The following is a 17457-nucleotide window of genomic DNA, read 5'->3' as shown; positions in this document are numbered from 1 at the left end:
AAGCTGTGTCGACCAAGAAGATGGACAAGGGTTTCAGGCCGGCGACGGCGAAGTTGCTCGGCTTTGCCGCGATCGCGGCGATCGGCGCCGGTGCCTGGTCGCAGACCGCGCCCAACGGCCCGCCGTCGAACAGCGCCGCCGGCCTCGCGCTGCCCGAGGCGCCCAAGCTGTTCGGCACCCCGCTGCCGTCGGTGGTCAAGGCCTCGGTGCTGGTGAACGGCGAGGTCATCACCCAGAGCGACATCGACCAGCGGGTCGCGCTCCAGCAGATGGCCAACGGCCAGACGCTGTCGCCCGACCAGCTCGAACAGCTTCGCCAGCAGGTGCTCAGCAACCTCGTCGACGAATCGCTCGAGATCCAGGCCGCCAAGCACGAAGACATCACGATCAAGAAGGAAAGCATCGATCGCGCGGTCCAGCGGGTCGCCGACAACGTCAAGCGGACCCCCGACCAGCTCGCGGACATGCTGACCCAGGCGGGCTCGTCGATCGCCACGCTGCGCCGCCAGATCGAGGGTGAGCTCGCGTGGCGCCAGCTCCAGGACGCCAAGATCGAGAGCGGGATCAGCGTCGGCGACGACGAGGTCAAGGCGGTGATCGACAAGCTCGAGGCCTCGAAGGGCACCGAGGAATTCCACGTCAGCGAGATCTTCCTGTCGGCCAACAGCGCCAACCGCGACCAGGTCCGCGCCAACGCCGACAAGATTCTCCAGGCGCTCCAACAGGGGGCGTCGTTCCCCTCGCTCGCGCGGCAATATTCGGAAGCCTCGACCCAGGCGGTCGGCGGCGATCTCGGCTGGGTGCGTCCCGAACAGCTCCCCGCCCCGCTCGAGGCCGCGCTTCACGAGATGAAGGACGGAGCGGTGTCGCGCCCGATCGAGGTCACCGGCGGCTATTCGATCCTCGCGGTCCAGCAGACCCGCCGGATCCTCGTCGACGACCCGCGCGACGCGGTGCTCAACCTCAAGCAGGTGTCGATCGCTTTCCCCGCCGGCACCTCGGAAAAGGAAGCCAACCAGCGGGTCGAGGCGTTCGCCGCGGCGTCGCGCCAGGTCGGGGGCTGCGGCGGCGCCGACAAGCTCGCCAGCGACTTTCACGGCAGCGTCGTCCAGTCGGACCAGGTGCAGATGCGCGACCTTCCCCCCGCGCTTCAGCAGATCATGCTCCCGCTCCAGATCGGGCAGGCGACCCAGCCGTTCGGCGACCTGAAAGACGGCGTGCGCGTCCTGCTGCTGTGCGGTCGCGACCAGGTCGCGAGCAAGCTGCCGACCTACGACGAGGTCTACGCCCAGCTCAACGAGCAGCGGGTCAACACCCGGTCGCGCCGCTACCTGCGCGACCTGCGGCGTGACGCGATCATCGACTATCGCTAGGCGCCGCGCGTGATCGCGGCCGCCCGTTCGATCGCAATCCGGCCGCTCGCCGTCTCGCTCGGCGATCCCGCCGGGATCGGGCCAGAGGTGGTCGCGAAGTGCTGGGACCACCGCCATCGCTTCGGCCTCCCGCCGTTCGTCGCGATCGGCGACCCGCGCAGCCTCGCGGCGGTGTGGGACGGGCCGATCGCCGCGATCGACGACCCGCGCGAAGCCGACAGCGCGTTCGACCTCGGGCTGCCGCTGCTCGCGGTCGGCGCGGCCGAGGCCGATGTTCCCGGCGTCCCCACCGTCGCCGGCGCGCATTGCTCGCTCGATTCGCTCGAACTCGCGGTCGGGCTGGCGCGATCGGGCTCGGCGTCGGCGGTGGTCACCGGCCCGGTCAGCAAGCAGCAGCTCTACGCGATCGGGTTCAGCCACGCCGGCCAGACCGAGTTCGTCGCCGAACGCTGCGGGATCGCCGCGTCGAACGTGGCGATGATGCTCGCCGGGCCGAGCCTCCGCGCGGTGCCGGTGACGACCCACATCGCGCTCGCCGAGGTCGCGCCGCGGCTGTCGCCGCAGCTCATCGAAGCGCGCGGGCGGACCGTGCTTCGCGGGCTGCAAAAGAGCTTCGGGATCGCCGAGCCGCGCCTCGCGGTCGCCGGGCTCAACCCCCACGCGGGCGAAGGCGGGGCGCTCGGCCGCGAGGAAATCGAGATCATCGTCCCCGCGATCGAGGCGCTGCGGGCCGACGGCTGGGACGTCACCGGCCCGCATTCGGCCGACACCATGTTCCACGCGGCGGCGCGCGCGCGCTACGACGCGGCGCTGTGCATGTACCATGACCAGGCGCTGATCCCGCTAAAGGCGCTCCACTTCGACGAGGGGGTCAACATAACGCTCGGGCTGCCGATCGTCCGCACCGCCCCCGACCATGGCACCGCGTTCGACATCGCCGGGCTCGACCGCGCCGATCCGCTGGCGATGGCCTCGGCGATCCGGCTCGCCGCGAGCTGCGCCGCGCGCCGCCAGCCCGCCACGGCATGAGCGACACGCCCGAGCCGCTTCGCCAGCTGATCGCCCGCCACGGCCTGTCCGCCAGCAAGGCGCTCGGCCAGAATTTCATCCTCGATCGCCAGCTGCTCGCGCGGATCGCCGCCATCCCCGGCATCGGGCCCGGCGACCGCGTATTCGAAGTCGGCCCCGGCCCCGGCGGGCTGACCCGCGCGCTGCTCGACACCGGCGCCTCGGTGGTCGCGGTCGAACGCGATTCGCGCTGCCTCCCTGCGCTCGCCGAACTCGAGGTCGACCATCCCGGCAAGCTTCGCCTGATCGAGGGCGACGCGCTTGCCATCGACGCGGCGGCCGAGGTCGGCGAAGGCGCGCACATCGTCGCCAACCTGCCCTACAATGTCGGCACCGCGCTGCTGCTCGGCTGGCTCGGCGGCGAGGCGTGGCCGCCGTGGTGGCGCTCGCTCACTTTGATGTTCCAGAAGGAGGTGGCCGAGCGGATCGTGGCGCGGCCCGACACCTCGGCCTACGGCCGGCTCGCGGTCGCCGCCCAGTGGCGCTCGGCTCCCCGGATCGCGATGCCGGTCCACCGCTCGTCGTTCGTTCCCCCGCCCAAGGTCGCCTCGGCGGTAGTCCACATCGTCCCCGCCGATCAACCCGAGGGGGTCGATCCGGCAGTGCTCGAACGGCTCACCGCCGCCGCCTTCGGCCAGCGCCGCAAGATGCTTCGCCAGTCGCTAAAAGGGGTGCCGGGCGCGATCGTGGCGCTCGCGACGCTCGGCATCGATCCGCAGCGCCGCGCCGAGACGCTCAGTGTTGGCGACTATGTCGCGCTGGCGCGGGCGCTCAGTCCTTTTTCGAGGTAGCCGGGGCGGGCATCGCCGCCGGACCGCGCGCGATCGCCGCGTTCAGCGAGGCGACCTGCGGACAGCCCGATACGCACAGTTTCTGCAGCTTGGCGAGCGTCTCGCGCGCCCGCGGAAGCGCGCCCATCGCGACCATCGCCTCGCCCTGCACCCCGAGCGCGTCGCGGTCGGTCGGGTCGATCTCGAGCGCCTTGTTGGTCAGCCGGATGGCGTTGCCGTACAGCCGTTCCTTGACCGACACTCGGGCCAGCGCGACGAACGCCGCGCGGTTCTTCGGGTCGACCGCGAGCGCGGTCTCCAGCTGGTCCTCGGCCGCCTGATACTTCCCCGCCGCCAGCAGCGCATTGCCCGCCGCGGTCAGTTCGACCGATCGGGGCGCGATCTGGTCGTCGGGCTTCTGCCCCGATACCACGCCCGACATCGTCGAGGCGGCCAGTCCGAAAGCAAGCAGAAGCGGCGAAAAACGCATGATTTTCTCCAGATATCGAGCCCGACCTAGCACGGGCTGACGAAGCGCGCGACGAAAAAGCCGTCCGTCCCGTCATGCCCCGGGGTCAGCAGCCGCCCGGGACCGTCGACCCGTCCGACCGCAAGCGCATCCTGCGCCTGCCAAGCTGAATGGCGTCCTAAGAATTCGTCCGCCTGTCCCGCGCCCTCGCGCGCGAGGATCGAACAGGTCGCGTAGACCAGCGCGCCGCCGGGCTTCACCAGCGGCGCGGCGAGGTCGAGCACGTGGCGCTGGAGCTCGACCAGTTTCGCCAGCCGGTCGGGAGTCAGCCGCCAGCGCCCCTCGGGATTGCGCCGCCACGTCCCCGACCCGCTGCACGGCGCGTCGACGAGCACCGTGTCGAACCGGCCTTCGTGATCGGCGAGTTGCCGCGCCTCGCGCCCGCCGTCGAGCAGCAGCGTCTCGATCGCCGCCCCGGCGCGCGTAGCGCGCGGCGCGAGCTTCGAAAGCCGCGCGCGGTTAGTGTCGCTGGCGACGATCGTCGCGCCCGGCGCCGCCGCCGCAAGCGCAAGCGCCTTGCCCCCCGCCCCCGCGCACAGATCGAGGATCGTCTGCCCGTCGGCAGGCGCGCAGGCGAGCGCGATGAGCTGGCTTCCCTCGTCCTGCACCTCGATCCGCCCGTCGAGATAGGCCGGCTCCTGGTCTATCCGCCGGTCGGGCGGCAGGCGCAGGCCCCACGGGCTGAGCCGGGTCGGCGCGGCGTCGAGCTCGCGCGCCAGCGTCTCGCGCTCGCCCCGCGCGGCATTAACCCGCAGGTCGAGCGGCGCGCGTTCGAGCAGCGCCGGCCACTCGTCGCGCCCGATGAGCGGCGAAAGCTCGGGCTCGATCCAGCCGGGCAGCAGCCCCGGCATCGCGCGCGCTTCGCCGTCGGCGATCGGCGCCGGGCCATGCGCCGAGCCGTCGAACAGCGCCTCGACCTCGTCATCGCCTAACGCCAGCATCGCCGCCCGGCCGCTCGCGGGAGTCTCGGCCGCCGCGCGGATCGCGCGATAGACAAGTTCGCGAACGGCGCGCCGGTCCTTCGACCCGGCGTAACGGCGCGCCTTGAAATAGGTGGTGACCAGCCCGTCGGCGGGCGGGCCGTCGTCGCGCGCCGACGCGATGACCGAATCGAGGATTTCGATCGCGGCCTGGACTCGCGCGGCAGGAGTCATGGGGTGGGGTCGGAAGACGAAGGGCCGACGCGGAGCAAATCCGCGCCGTCGGTCCTGTCCGCTTTCGCGGCAGGCCGTCCGGAGCTCGCCGTCTCTCGACTAGCGCTCATTCGCTTTGCTCCATTCGCGCTAGTCTCGGCGGCTCATCTTGTCGGATAATTCGGGGCTTCGCGGGTAATCGACACGTCGTGGACATGGCTTTCGCTAAGCCCCGCGTTGGTGATCCGCACGAACCGCGCGCGCTGCTGGAGCTCGGCGATGGTCGCGCTGCCGGTGTAGCCCATGGCCGCGCGGACTCCGCCGACCAGCTGGTGGATGATGTCCTTGGCCGGTCCCTTGAACGGCACCCGACCCTCGATCCCCTCGGGCACGAGCTTGAGGCTGTCCTTGACCTCCTGCTGGAAGTAGCGGTCGGCCGACCCGCGCGCCATCGCCCCGACGCTGCCCATGCCGCGATACGACTTGTAGGCGCGGCCCTGGTAGAGAAAGGTCTCGCCAGGCGCTTCCTCGGTTCCTGCCAAGAGCGAGCCGACCATCGCGGTCGAGGCCCCGGCGGCGAGTGCCTTGGCCATGTCGCCCGAGGTGCGCAGCCCGCCGTCGGCGATGATCGGCACCCCGCTCGCCGCCGCCGCCTCGGCCGCGGCCATGATCGCCGACAGCTGGGGCACTCCGACCCCGGCGACGATCCGCGTGGTGCAGATCGAGCCCGGCCCGATCCCGACCTTGACCGCGTCGGCCCCGGCATCGATCAGCGCGCGCGTCGCCTCGGCGGTGGCGACGTTGCCCGCGACCACCTGCACCGCGTTCGACAGCGCCTTGACCCGCCCGACCGCCTTGCCGACGTCGCGATTGTGGCCGTGCGCGGTGTCGATCACGATACAGTCGCAGCCCGCCTCGATCAGCGCCTCGGCGCGCTCGAATCCGGCATCGCCGACGGTCGAGGCCGCCGCGACCCGAAGCCGCCCCTGCTCGTCCTTGGTCGCGTGCGGGCTGGCGACCGCCTTCTCGATGTCCTTGACCGTGATCAGCCCGACGCAGCGCCCCTCGCCGTCGACCACCAGCAGCTTCTCGATCCGCCGCTGGTGAAGGATCCGCCGCGCCTCGTCCTGCCCGACGCCCTCGCGCACCGTCGCCAAATTGTCGGCGGTCATCAGCTCGCGCACCGGCTGGCGCGCATGTTCGGCGAAGCGGACGTCGCGGTTGGTGAGGATTCCGGCAAGCTTGCCCGACGCCTCGACCACCGGGATGCCGCTGATCCGGTGGACCCGCATCAGCTCGAGCGCCTCGGCCAGCGTCTGGTCTGGGGTCATGGTGATCGGGTTGACCACCATCCCGCTTTCGAACCGCTTGACCGCGCGCACCGCCGCCGCCTGCTGGTCGGTATCGAGATTGCGGTGAAGCACCCCGATCCCGCCGAGCTGCGCCATCGCGATCGCCATGTCGGCCTCGGTCACCGTGTCCATCGCCGAGGAGAGGATCGGGATCTTGAGCGGAATCGCCCGGGTCAGAAGGGTGGAGGTGTCGGTCCCGGTCGGAAGCACGCTCGATTCGAGCGGCTGGAGCAGGACGTCGTCGAAGGTGAGCCCGAGGGGGATATCGTCGTGGAGATGCGCGGCCATAGCGGCCTTTATGCAGACCGCGCCGATTCGCCAACCCCGGCGCGATCGAGCAGCGCGCGCGCCGCCGCGACGTGCATCGCCTCGACCATCGCGCCCTCGAACCGCTCGGCCCCGCCCTCGAACGCCGCGACCAGCCGCCGCGCGCGCTCGACCTCGGCGGAGCTGGGCGCCCAGGCGACGCGGCACGGCGCGATCTGGGAAGGATGGACCAGCGACTTGCCGTCGAAGCCCAGCGACCGCCCCTCGCCCGCCTCGCGCGCGAACCCCTCGGCATCGTCGATCCGGTTGTAGACCCCGTCCCACGCCGGAATAGCCGCCGCCCGCGCGGCGAGCAGCGTCAACTGCAAGGCGACCTGGAGCGCGCTTCGCCCCGTCCCTTCGGGCACGCCAAGGTCGGCGCGCAGGTCGTTGGTGCCGACGATCAGCCCCGCCGCCGAGGCCGCGAGCTTGCGCGCTTCGAGCACCCCGAGCGCGCTTTCGACCATCGCCAGCAACGGCTTGCCCACCGCCGCGCCGACCGAGGCGAGCGTCGTGGCCCGCTCGGCGACGGGCACGACGACGAAGTTCGCCGCGCTTCGCCCGACCGCCGCGACATCGTCGGCGTGCCACGGCGTCCCTTCCCCGTTGACCCGGATCCCGACCGGGCAGCGCCAGCGCGTCGCGACCGCCGCCACCGCCGCGTCGCGCGCCGCGGCCTTGTCGGCGTCGCGCACCGCGTCCTCTAGGTCGAGGATGACCATGTCGGGATCGAGCGCGCCCTGTGCCTTGTCGATCGCACGGTCGTTGCTGGCGGGCAGGAACAACAGCGCGGGGCGATTGGTGAATGCGCCAGTCACGCCGATTTTCCTTTTGCGGCGGCCCGACCCTTGTCATCATGGCGCCCAATAAGGGGGGATTTCATGCTGCCACTATTCCTGCTCGTGCTGGTCGTGCTCGTCGCCATCTACATCATGATGGGGGTCAAGATCGTCCGCCAGGGCTATCGCTACACGATCGAGCATTTCGGTCGCTACGTCCGCACCGCCGAGCCCGGCTTCCACTTCATCGCGCCCTTCTTTTATCGCGTCGGCCAGAAGGTCAACATGATGGAGCAGGTGCTCGACATCCCGGGGCAGGAGATCATCACCAAGGACAATGCGATGGTCGCGGTCGACGGGGTGGTGTTCTTCCAGACGCTCGACGCGGCCAAGGCGGCCTACGAAGTGTTCGACCTCTATTCTTCGATCATGGCACTCTCGACCACCAACCTGCGCACGGTGATGGGGTCGATGGACCTCGACGAGACGCTGTCGAAGCGCGACGAGATCAACGCCCGGCTGCTCGCGGTGGTCGACCAGGCGACCGAGTCCTGGGGGGTCAAGATCACGCGCGTCGAGTTGAAGGACATTCGTCCGCCGGCCGACATCGTCACCGCCATGACCCGCCAGATGAAGGCCGAACGCGAGAAGCGCGCCGCAATCCTCGAGAGCGAGGGCATGCGGCAGTCGGAAATTCTTCGCGCGGAGGGGGAGAAGCAGGCCAATATCCTCCAGGCCGAAGGCCTCAAGGAAGCCGCCTTCCGCGCCGCGGAGGCGCGCGAGCGCTCGGCCGAGGCCGAGGCCAATGCAACCAAGGCGGTCAGCGACGCGATCGAGGGCGGATCGAGCCAGGCGATCAACTATTTCATCGCGCAGAAATATGTCGAGGCGATCGGCGCCTTCGCCACTTCGCCCAACGCCAAGACGATCCTGTTCCCGGTCGAGGCGACCCAGCTGATCGGGACGCTCGGCGGCATCGGCGAACTGGCCCGCGATGCCCTCGGCCGCGATGGCTCGCCGCCTACGGCACCGGCGCCGACACGCAGCGTTCCGAGGAGATAAGCGATGTTCGGACTTGATTATGGATGGGCTTGGGCGATCGGCGGGCTGGTGCTGCTGATCGCCGAGGTTATCGCGCCGGGCTTTTTCCTGTTCTTCATCGGCGTCGCCGCGGTCGCGACCGGACTCGCCGCGCTGACGATGGGTTTCGGGCTCACCGCGCAGGTCGTGCTCTTCGCGATCCTCGCGGCGCTGGCGGTGCTGGTCGGCAAGCGCTTCTACGCCAGGCCGAACACGCCCAACACGGACCCGTTCCTCAACGAGCGCGCCCAGCGCATGGTCGGCCGCAGCGTGAAAGTGGTCGACCCGGTCGATGCCAATGGCGGCCGGGTCAAGGTCGGCGACGGCGAATGGAGCGCACGCGGCGGACCCGCCGCGGCGGGCGAGACAGTGGTCATCACCGGCGTCGACGGCAACTGCCTGACGGTCGAGGCGCCGCCGCGCGTCTGACCGCTCAGCCCGCCGCGCGCTCGAGCTCGGCGTTGAGCAGGGCGCCCGCCAGCAGCGCGTAGGCGCTGAGGTAGAGCCACATCAGGATGACGACGACCGCGGCGAGCGAGCCGTAGGTCGCGCTGTAATTGCCGACATGCGCGACGTAGAGGCCGAACCCGACCGTCGCGAGCAGCCACACCAGCGTCGCGGCGAGCGCGCCCGGCCAGATGAAGCGCCACGGCGCGGGCGCGCGGTCGGGCCCGTAGCGCATGATCAGCGCGAACCCGCCCGCGCCGAGCGCCACCGCGAGGAGCGGCGATCCGAGCGCGAGCAGCGGCGCGGAGATGCCCCCGAGAATGCGGCTCGCCGCCCCGCCGAGCCATGTCAGGCCGATTCCGCTCAGCACCCCGGTCAGGCCAATGCCGACCCCCGCAAGGGTCAGCAGCACGGCTCGGAATGTAAGCGCGACGAAGCCGCGCCGCTCGATCTGCGAATAGATCCGGTTGAGCGCCGACATCAGGCCGCTGGCGGCGCGCATCGCGCCGTAGACAGCGAAGCCGATCGCCAGCACCAGCCCGAATCCCGTCGCCGTCTTGCTCGCGCTCACCACCTGCAGGAGCTGCTGCTCGATCAGCGACGCGGCCTGCGGCGGGACGACCGTGAGCAGCCCGGCGACGTGCCGCTCGACGGTCGAGACGTCGGCAACCAGCCCGTAGACCAGCACCGTCGCCGCGATCATCGGGGCCAGTGCGAGGAAGCCGAAAAAGGCGACCCCGCCGCTCAGCAGCGGGAGGTCGTGGATGCCCCACTTGCGCCACACCTGCTTGAGCACCGACAGCCATTCGGCGCGGCTCAGGTCGGTCGCGCCGCGACTGGCCTTCGGCGCGCGCTTGCCGCCCTCCTTCGTTTTCGCGCCCTTGCCCGACGCGGCTCGCCTTACGCCGCCCTTCGCGCGATAGGCGGTCTCGGCGCGGCGTGCAGGCGGCGCGGGCGAACGGGGAGAGCGAGCCATCGATCGCCCAACCGTTCAGCCGGGCGAAGGATGCGTCGCCTCAGGCAGCGATCGGCCCCGCCTCGCGAACGCCCTGGTCGACGTGGGTTTCGAACTGGCCGAAGTTGGCGACGAACAGGTCGACCAGCTTCTTCGCCGTCCGGTCGTAGTCGTCCTGGTCGGCCCAGGTCGAGCGCGGGTCGAGGATGGCGGTGTCGACCCCCGGGACCGCGACCGGCACGTCGAACCCGAAATTGGGGTCGCGGCGGAACTCGACGTTGGCGAGGCTCCCGTCGAGCGCGGCGTTGAGCAGCGCGCGGGTCGCCTTTATCGGCATCCGCTTGCCGGTACCGTACTGCCCGCCGGTCCAGCCGGTGTTGACCAACCAGCACTGCGCCCCGCCCTTGGCGATCCGCTCCTTGAGCAAATTGCCGTAGACGCTCGGATGACGCGGCATGAAGGCGGCGCCGAAACAGGTCGAGAAGGTCGCCTCGGGCTCGGTCACGCCGATCTCGGTGCCCGCGACCTTGGCCGTGTAGCCCGACAGGAAATAATACATCGCCTGGTCGGCGGTCAGCCGCGCGATCGGCGGAAGCACGCCGAACGCGTCGGCGGTGAGCATGATGACGTTCGACGGCGCCGGGCCGAGGTTGTCGTCCGAGTGGTTGGGGATGAATTCGATCGGGTAGGCACCGCGGGTATTCTCGGTCTTGCTCGCGTCGGTGAAGTCGAGCTCGCGCGTCGTCTCGTCCATCGCGACATTCTCGAGGATCGTGCCGAACATCCGCGTGGTCGCGTAGATCTCGGGCTCGCCCTCGGCCGACAGGTTGATCATCTTCGCGTAGCAACCGCCCTCGAAGTTGAACACCGCCTGGTCCGACCAGCCATGCTCGTCGTCGCCGATCAGTGTCCGGCTGGCGTCGGCCGACAGGGTCGTCTTGCCGGTCCCCGACAGACCGAAAAAGATCGCGCTCTTGCCGTCGGGACCGATGTTGGCGCTGCAGTGCATCGGCATCACGCCCTTGGCGGGCAGCAGGTAGTTGAGCAGCCCGAACACCCCCTTCTTCATCTCACCCGAATATTCGGTGTTGCCGATGAGGATCAGTTTTTCGGTGAAGTTGACCGCGATCACCGTGTCGCTGCGGCAGCCGTGGCGTTCGGGATCGGCCTTGAAGCTCGGCAGGTTGATGATCGTGTAGTCGGGAACGAAGCCCGCCAGTTCGTCCGCCTCGGGTCGAACCAGCAGCGTGCGGATGAACAGATTGTGCCACGCCATCTGGTTGATGACCCGGACGTTGACCCGATATTCGGGCTGCGACCCACCGTAGAGGTCGGCGACGTAGAGCTCGCCCTGCTCGGCAAGCCCGGCCAGAAAGTCGGCCTTCAGCGCCGCCCAATGATCGGGCGCCATCGGCTGGTTGATCGCGCCCCAATTGATCGTCGCCTCGGTTTCGGCATCGCGGACGATATATTTGTCCTTGACGCTCCGCCCGGTGAATTTGCCGGTGTCGACCAGCAGCGCGCCGTGCGCGGTCAGCTCGCCCTCGCCGCGCGCCACCGCCGCCTCGACCAGCGGCGCGGTCGTGAGGTTCCAGTGCAGTGCCGCGGCGGTGGAAAACCCTTGGCGATCAAGACCATAGGCCGGAACGCGTGCCATAACCATCGACTCCCGTAAGTTTTTGATAACGCTACCAAAAAGCGTCTTCGCATACGTATGCAGCGGCCTATATAGGCGCCATCGTGACGGGTCAAAGGCCACGGCGCGAGCGCATCGCTTGCCACGCCCGCCGCGACTGTTAAACGCGGTTCGCGATGGGACGCAGTCGATGAAGCGCGGGCGATGAACAGCGTGATCGCGCTGGTCGACGACGACCGCAACATCCTGACCTCGGTGTCGATCGCGCTCCAGTCCGAAGGATTCGTCACCCGCGTGTTCACCGACGGGGCGGCGGCGCTCAAGTCTTTCTCCGACAGCGCGCCCGACCTCGGCGTATTCGACATCAAGATGCCGCAGATGGACGGAATGGAGCTGCTTCGCCGGGTGCGCGAGGCGGGCGGCGCGCTCGGGGCGATGCCGGTGATCTTCCTCACCTCGAAGGACGACGAGCTCGACGAGGCGCTCGGGCTGGCGATGGGCGCCGACGACTATATCGCCAAGCCGTTCAGCCAGCGGCTGCTGATCGCGCGGATTCGCGCAATCCTGCGCCGGCAGGAGCTGGCGCGCGGCGGTCCCGCGCAGGCCGAGGCCGCCGCCGCCGACGCCCCGCCGATCGAGCGCGGGCGGCTGATGATGGACCCCGCCCGGCACAAGGTCCGCTGGGACGGCAGGGACGTCGTCCTGACCGTCACCGAATTCCTGCTGCTCGAAGCGCTCGCCCAGCGTCCGGGTGTGGTCAAGAGCCGCAACCAGCTGCTCGACATCGCGTACCAAGACGACGTGTTCGTCGACGACCGCACCATCGACAGCCACATCAAGCGCATCCGCCGCAAGTTCCGCGCGGTCGACGGCGACTTCGAATCGATCGAGACCCTCTATGGCGTCGGCTACCGCTTCGGCGAAGAATGAGGCGCGCACGGCGCTGCCGCCGTTCCGCGCGGGGCGCACGCTCGCCACGCGGCTGCTCGCGACCAACCTCATCACCCTGCTGTTCGTCGCCTTCGGGATCGGCACGCTCGACCAGTTCCGCGACCGGCTTCTCGACGAGCGAATGGCGCGGATCGCCGGGCAGGCCAGCTTCGCCTCGGAAGCGCTGAGCGACGTCGACCGCGCCGCGAAGATCGAGACAATGGCGCGGATCGGGCGGATCACGGGCAACCGGATCAGGCTCTACGCCCCCGACGGCCGACTGCTGATCGACAGCTGGGCCACCACCGGTCCGACCTTCACCCTGCGCGATCCCAAGAGCCAGCCGTGGACCAAGGAGGCCGCACGCCTGCTCGATCGCGGGTTCAACGCGCTCACCCGCGACGGCTATCTCAAGCCCTACGCTCCGGCCGCGACCGATGTCCTCGGCAACTGGAGCGAGGGCGTCGCCGCCGCGCGGACCGGGCAGCCCCAGCACATGGTCCGCGAAGCGCCCGATCTCACGCCGATCCTGACCAGCGCGGCGCGGCTCCAGGACGGGTCGGTAGTGCTGATCATGGCCAACGATCGCGATTTCACCCGCCTGATCCGCGCCGAGCGCGCGTCGCTCGGCTATGTCATGCTGGTCGCCGCCGCGCTGTCGATCGGCCTGTCGCTGTGGCTGGCGCGGACGATCGTCGGCCCGCTGCGGATGATCGCGCGCGCCGCGCACCGGGTCCGGCTCGGCCGGGCGCGCGAGGTGCGGGTTCCCCGGCTCCCCTCGCGCCGCGACGAGATCGGGCTGCTCGCCCGCTCGATCAGCGACATGAGCCAGTCCTTGCGCCAGCGGATCGACAATATCGAGGCGTTCGCCGCCGACGTCACCCACGAGCTAAAGAACCCGCTCGCGTCGCTCCGAAGCGCGGTCGACAGCCTCGAAAAGGTCGACGATCCCGCGCTCCGCCAGCGGCTGCTCGACGTCGTCCGGCAGGACGTGCTCCGGCTCGACCGGCTGATCGGCGACGTCGGCGAGGCTGCGCGGACCGACGCCGAGCTCGCCCGCGCCAGGTTCGAGCCGATCGACGTCGGCGAACTGGTGGAGCGGCTGGTCAAGGCGTGGGAAGCCAATCGCACCACCGGCGACGTCCGCCTCGCCTTCGCCCGTCCGCGCAAGGGCAGCGCCGAAGTGCTCGGCGAACCGTCGCGGCTGGCCCGCGCGATCGACAATATCGTCGACAATGCGATCAGCTTCTCGCCTGCCGGCGGGCTGGTCGAGATCGTCGTCAGCCGGGTCGGCGAGCAGGTCAAGCTGCGCATCGACGACGAGGGCCCCGGGGTCCCGCCCGAGCAACGGGAAGCGATTTTTAACCGGTTTCACTCAGTAAGACCCGAAACGGAGGATTTCGGACGCCACTCGGGGCTTGGCCTTGCCATCGCCCGGGCGATCGTCGAAGGCCATGACGGGGAGATTGACGTGACCGACCGAGACGACGCGCCTTCCGGGGCCCGCTTCACCATCACCCTTCCGGCGGCGGACCCGCGATGAACCTGCGGCTCAGCTCGGAAACGCTCCACGCCTCGTGCGTCGTCGGCGAGGACGGCCGCGCGGTGCTGATCAGCGGGCCGTCGGGGTCGGGCAAGTCCGACCTAGCGCTCCGCCTGCTCGATCGCGGCTTCACCCTCGTCAGCGACGACCAGACGATCGTCCGCAAGACCGGCGAGCGGCTGGTCGCCAGCGCCCCGCCGACGATCAGGGGCAAGCTCGAGATCCGCGGCATTGGCATCGTCGACATGCCGACCGTCGACGAAGCCCCGGTCGCGCTGTTCGTCGAACTGACCAGCGACATCCGCCGCCTGCCCGACGACAGCCGCGAACGCCCGGTGCTCGGGATCGGGGTGCCGCTGATCAGCGTCGACGCGCTGACCGCCTCGGCCCCCTCCAAGGTGGCCTTGGCACTCGACCGTCTTGGCACCAAATCCGGCGGGTGAGCCCGACCCCGCCGCCTCTCCCTCGCCTCCTCGTCGTCACCGGCATGTCGGGGGCGGGAAAATCGACCGTCCTCGACATCCTCGAGGACATGGGCTGGGACTGCGTCGACAATCTCCCCACCGCGCTGCTCGACGGCTTCGTCCATGGCGAGCCCGGGCGCACGGCCCCGGTCGCGGTCGGGATGGACATGCGCAGCCGGGGCTTCGATCCCGCCGCGCTGCCCGCACTGGTCCGCTCGATCGAGGGGGTAACTCCCGAGATCCTCTACCTCGACGCGTCGGGCGCCGAGCTCAGCCGTCGCTATGACGAGACTCGCCGCCGCCACCCGATGGCCGAGGATCGCCCCGCCGAGGATGGGATCGCGCGCGAACGCGGCGCGACCGCTGGCCTCCGGCGGATCGCCGATACCGTGCTTGATACCACCGACCTCAGCCCGGTCGAGCTTCGCGACGAGCTCGTCACCCGCTACGGCGGCGAGCTCGACAAGCCCGTCATCACCATCGCCTCGTTCGGCTTCGCGCGCGGGATCAGTCGCACCGCCGACCTGGTGTTCGACATGCGCTTCCTCGACAATCCGCACTGGGACGAGACGCTCCGCCCGCTGACCGGCGAGGATCCGCGGGTGCGCGCCCATGTCGCCGCCGATCCCGGCTGGGCGCCGACGATCGAGCGGATCGAGGCCCTCGTGCGCGATCTGGTCCCGCGCTACTGGGCGGCGGGCAAGAGCTATCTCACCGTCGCATTCGGCTGCACCGGCGGCCGCCACCGCTCGGTCGCAGCGGCGGTCGAGATCGCGGAACGGTTGCGCCGCGCGGGATTTTCGCCGAATGTCCGCCACCGCGACCTCGCTTCGCCTCCGAGCGATACGGTCGAGAGGCAGTCGGCGGCTCGAAAAACCGCGCGAAAGTGACAAAAGCGAGTGGTTGAATGATCGGATTGGTGCTGGTGACTCACGGCCGACTCGCGGCCGAGTTCATCACGGCGTTGGAACATGTCGTCGGTCCCCAGCAGGCGATCGAGGGGATCTGCATCGGCGCCGACGACGACATGGAAGGCCGCCGCCGCGACATCGCCGAGGCGATCGCCAAGGTCGACCAGGGCAAGGGCGTGATCATCCTCACCGACCTGTTCGGCGGTACCCCGTCGAACCTCGCGATCAGCCTGATGAAGAGCGAGGACATCGAGGTCATCGCCGGGGTCAACCTGCCGATGCTGATCCGGCTCGAGGGCGCGCGCAAGGCGATGGGCGTCCGCGCCGCGGTCGCCGCCGCGCGCGAGGCGGGGCGCAAATATATCTCGGTCGCGTCCGAAATCCTCGGCGAGGCCGCCGCTTGAGCGGCTGTTCGCGCACATTGCTGATCACCAACGCGCGCGGCCTCCATGCCCGCGCCAGCGCGAAGTTCGTCGGCCTCGCGGCGACACTCCCCGCCGAGGTCCATGTCGAAAAGGACGGCCATTCGGTGGTCGGCACCTCGATCATGGGACTGATGATGCTCGGCGCGGCCAAGGGCGATTCGATCGTCATTCGCTGCGCGGGCGAGGGCTGCGAGGATTCGCTCGACCAGCTCGCGGCGATGGTCGAAAACAAGTTCGGCGAAGAGTGATGGGCGAAGGCAGGCCGGGGGCTTGCCGACGCCAACGCCGGCGCCGCAGGGACCCGTAACCGATGCCCCGCCAGATCACCGGCTTTTCCAACGACACCGTCAAGCGGCTGCGCGCGCTGCGCGACAAGAAGGCGCGCCGCGCCGAGGGGCTGTTCCTCGCCGAGGGACTTCGGATCCTCGCCGAGGCGCGCGATGTCGGCCGCCTGCCCGAGATCGTCGCCTATGCCGCGGGCCCCGGTCTCCACCCGCTCGCCGCCGAGATCGCCGCCGAGGCCGAGGCGGCGGGCGCCGACGTGATCGAGACGACCGTCGAGATCCTCGCCAAGATGAGCGGCAAGGACAATCCGCAGGCGATTCTCGGCGCCTATCGCCAGCCCGACACCGCGCTTTCGGCGATCGACCGCGCCGTCGCCCCGCTGTGGCTGGTCGGCGAGCGGCTGCGCGACCCGGGCAACATCGGCACCATGCTGCGCACCGGCGACGCAGTCGCCGCGGGCGGGCTGATCCTGATCGACGACTGCGCCGACCCATTCAGCGTCGAGGCGGTGCGCGCGTCGATGGGCGCGATCTTCACTCAGAAGGTCGCGCTGGCGAGCTGGGACGAATTCATCGCCTGGCTCCGCGCCGGCCCCGGCCAGCTGGTCGGGACCAGCCTTCAGACCGACCACGACTATCTCGACCCGAGCTACGCGGCGCCCTGCTTCCTCCTCGTCGGCAACGAGAGCCAGGGCCTGCCCGAGGCCTATGAGGCGCAATGCGACCTGTTGGTGAAAATGCCGATGCTCGGCCGCGCCGACAGCCTCAACGCCGCTGTCGCCGCCGCGGTGATGGCCTTCCACATCAGGGCAAGCTGGCGGAACCGGTGAAAGCGGCGGCGGGTTGAACCGCCATGCGCCGACTGCTCCTCCTTGCCCCGCTCCTTCTCGGCGCCTGCGCCTACGACAACCAGCCGATCCCGGGCGGCCCCTTCCCCAACGGCCCCTATGGCAACGGCGCCTATCCGGCAGGCAGCGTCACCTATCCGCCCGCGCCGCCGGCGATGCCGCCCTATGACAGCGACGTGTTCGGGCAAGAACCCTATCGCGCGACGCCCTACCCCCCGGTCGCGCCGACCAATCCCTATGTCCCCTACCCGGTCCCCGACGCCGATTCGCCTTACGGTCAGCAGGCGCCGGTCGCGGCGGGCCCGACCATCTATTCGGGTCAGGGCCCGTATCGCGCAGCCGGTACCGAGCCCTTCTGGGATCTGACGATCGGCGGCGATATGACGTTCACCGATCGCGGGCGGAACATCGTGGTGAGCGCGCCAACCCCGGCGCCGCGAACTGGCACCGACAGCGAAATCTGGCAGACCCCGCGGCTCGTCGTCTCGGTCACCCACCAGTCGTGCAGCGACGGCATGAGCGACAAGCGTTATCCCGACACGGTCCGGGTGTCGGCCGACGGTCGTCTCTACAAGGGCTGCGGCGGGGTCCCGGCCACCGGTTACGTCAGCTACTGATCCCGCC

General features: G+C 69.8%; 19 protein-coding genes. 13 read left to right on the top strand and 6 right to left on the bottom strand.

Annotated elements, in window-relative coordinates; all coding sequences use genetic code 11:
* Positions 1 to 5: 5 nt before the first annotated feature.
* From ABDK56_RS01210 to rsmA, 3 genes are read left to right on the top strand one after another with little or no spacing between them, the layout of a single operon-like run.
* Positions 6 to 1373, top strand: coding sequence for a peptidylprolyl isomerase (locus tag ABDK56_RS01210; RefSeq protein WP_349806246.1), 1368 nt, complete (start codon positions 6 to 8; stop codon positions 1371 to 1373).
* Between the two features lie 9 nt (positions 1374 to 1382).
* Positions 1383 to 2402, top strand: coding sequence for a 4-hydroxythreonine-4-phosphate dehydrogenase PdxA (gene pdxA, locus ABDK56_RS01205; RefSeq protein ID WP_349806245.1), 1020 nt, complete (start codon positions 1383 to 1385; stop codon positions 2400 to 2402).
* Positions 2399 to 3232 carry a 16S rRNA (adenine(1518)-N(6)/adenine(1519)-N(6))-dimethyltransferase RsmA gene (gene rsmA / locus ABDK56_RS01200; protein WP_349806244.1) on the top strand — a complete coding sequence of 278 codons (834 nt, stop codon included), beginning with the start codon at positions 2399 to 2401 and terminating at the stop codon, positions 3230 to 3232. Before pdxA ends, rsmA begins: the two co-directional genes overlap by 4 nt.
* Here rsmA and ABDK56_RS01195 read toward each other — a convergent pair.
* The 4 genes from ABDK56_RS01195 to ABDK56_RS01180 form a co-directional block, all read right to left on the bottom strand.
* The gene (locus tag ABDK56_RS01195; protein ID WP_349806243.1) at positions 3213 to 3701 is read right to left on the bottom strand and encodes a tetratricopeptide repeat protein; all 489 of its coding nucleotides are present in this window, start codon (positions 3699 to 3701) and stop codon (positions 3213 to 3215) included. The two genes, rsmA and ABDK56_RS01195, sit on opposite strands and share 20 nt — an antisense overlap.
* Positions 3702 to 3727: 26 nt before the next feature.
* Positions 3728 to 4894 carry an RsmB/NOP family class I SAM-dependent RNA methyltransferase gene (locus tag ABDK56_RS01190; protein WP_349806242.1) on the bottom strand — a complete coding sequence of 389 codons (1167 nt, stop codon included), beginning with the start codon at positions 4892 to 4894 and terminating at the stop codon, positions 3728 to 3730.
* Positions 4895 to 5037: 143 nt separating this feature from the next.
* On the bottom strand, positions 5038 to 6513 hold the full coding sequence (gene guaB, locus ABDK56_RS01185) for an IMP dehydrogenase (RefSeq protein ID WP_349806241.1): 1476 nt from the start codon (positions 6511 to 6513) through the stop codon (positions 5038 to 5040).
* Positions 6514 to 6521: 8 nt separating this feature from the next.
* On the bottom strand, positions 6522 to 7349 hold the full coding sequence (locus tag ABDK56_RS01180; RefSeq protein ID WP_349806240.1) for an HpcH/HpaI aldolase/citrate lyase family protein: 828 nt from the start codon (positions 7347 to 7349) through the stop codon (positions 6522 to 6524).
* 63 nt (positions 7350 to 7412) lie between these two features.
* Here ABDK56_RS01180 and ABDK56_RS01175 point away from each other — a divergent pair, with 63 nt between their 5' ends.
* Both ABDK56_RS01175 and ABDK56_RS01170 read left to right on the top strand, forming a co-directional pair.
* Positions 7413 to 8372, top strand: a complete 960-nt coding sequence (locus tag ABDK56_RS01175; RefSeq protein WP_349806239.1) for an SPFH domain-containing protein — start codon at positions 7413 to 7415, stop codon at positions 8370 to 8372.
* Between the two features lie 3 nt (positions 8373 to 8375).
* Entirely contained in the window at positions 8376 to 8819 is a 444-nt protein-coding gene (locus ABDK56_RS01170; protein ID WP_349806238.1) for an NfeD family protein, read from the top strand.
* A 4-nt stretch (positions 8820 to 8823) separates the two neighbouring features.
* On the opposite strand, the gene ABDK56_RS01165 is transcribed toward ABDK56_RS01170, so the two are convergent.
* Positions 8824 to 9813, bottom strand: coding sequence for a YihY/virulence factor BrkB family protein (locus ABDK56_RS01165; protein WP_349806237.1), 990 nt, complete (start codon positions 9811 to 9813; stop codon positions 8824 to 8826).
* Positions 9814 to 9853: 40 nt separating this feature from the next.
* Positions 9854 to 11449 (bottom strand): phosphoenolpyruvate carboxykinase, encoded by a 1596-nt coding sequence (locus tag ABDK56_RS01160; protein WP_349806236.1) that lies wholly within the window; start codon positions 11447 to 11449, stop codon positions 9854 to 9856.
* Between the two features lie 183 nt (positions 11450 to 11632).
* On the opposite strand from ABDK56_RS01160, the gene ABDK56_RS01155 reads away from it, so the two are divergent.
* The 8 genes from ABDK56_RS01155 to ABDK56_RS01120 all read left to right on the top strand — a co-directional run bounded on the left by ABDK56_RS01155 (position 11633) and on the right by ABDK56_RS01120 (position 17450).
* A complete protein-coding gene (locus tag ABDK56_RS01155) occupies positions 11633 to 12358 on the top strand; it encodes a response regulator transcription factor (RefSeq protein WP_349806235.1) in 726 nt (241 codons plus the stop codon).
* A complete protein-coding gene (locus tag ABDK56_RS01150) occupies positions 12327 to 13901 on the top strand; it encodes a sensor histidine kinase (RefSeq protein WP_349806234.1) in 1575 nt (524 codons plus the stop codon). Before ABDK56_RS01155 ends, ABDK56_RS01150 begins: the two co-directional genes overlap by 32 nt.
* On the top strand, positions 13898 to 14344 hold the full coding sequence (locus ABDK56_RS01145; protein WP_349806233.1) for an HPr kinase/phosphorylase: 447 nt from the start codon (positions 13898 to 13900) through the stop codon (positions 14342 to 14344). The genes ABDK56_RS01150 and ABDK56_RS01145 overlap by 4 nt, the downstream gene beginning before the upstream one ends.
* Entirely contained in the window at positions 14341 to 15255 is a 915-nt protein-coding gene (gene rapZ / locus ABDK56_RS01140) for an RNase adapter RapZ (RefSeq protein ID WP_349806232.1), read from the top strand. Before ABDK56_RS01145 ends, rapZ begins: the two co-directional genes overlap by 4 nt.
* A gap of 17 nt (positions 15256 to 15272) precedes the next feature.
* Positions 15273 to 15680: a PTS sugar transporter subunit IIA gene (locus ABDK56_RS01135; RefSeq protein WP_349806231.1), complete on the top strand. Its 408-nt coding sequence runs from the start codon at positions 15273 to 15275 to the stop codon at positions 15678 to 15680.
* Positions 15677 to 15949 carry an HPr family phosphocarrier protein gene (locus tag ABDK56_RS01130; protein WP_349806230.1) on the top strand — a complete coding sequence of 91 codons (273 nt, stop codon included), beginning with the start codon at positions 15677 to 15679 and terminating at the stop codon, positions 15947 to 15949. Before ABDK56_RS01135 ends, ABDK56_RS01130 begins: the two co-directional genes overlap by 4 nt.
* A 62-nt stretch (positions 15950 to 16011) precedes the next feature.
* On the top strand, positions 16012 to 16815 hold the full coding sequence (locus tag ABDK56_RS01125; protein ID WP_349806229.1) for a TrmH family RNA methyltransferase: 804 nt from the start codon (positions 16012 to 16014) through the stop codon (positions 16813 to 16815).
* A 23-nt stretch (positions 16816 to 16838) separates the two neighbouring features.
* The gene (locus tag ABDK56_RS01120) at positions 16839 to 17450 is read left to right on the top strand and encodes a COG3650 family protein (RefSeq protein ID WP_349806228.1); all 612 of its coding nucleotides are present in this window, start codon (positions 16839 to 16841) and stop codon (positions 17448 to 17450) included.
* The last annotated feature ends 7 nt before the right edge of the window (positions 17451 to 17457 follow it).

It is taken from the genome of Sphingomonas sp. ASV193, from assembly GCF_040203355.1.
Classification (GTDB): Bacteria; Pseudomonadota; Alphaproteobacteria; order Sphingomonadales; family Sphingomonadaceae; genus Sphingomicrobium.
This window is presented reverse-complemented; position numbering and strand designations above follow the sequence as displayed.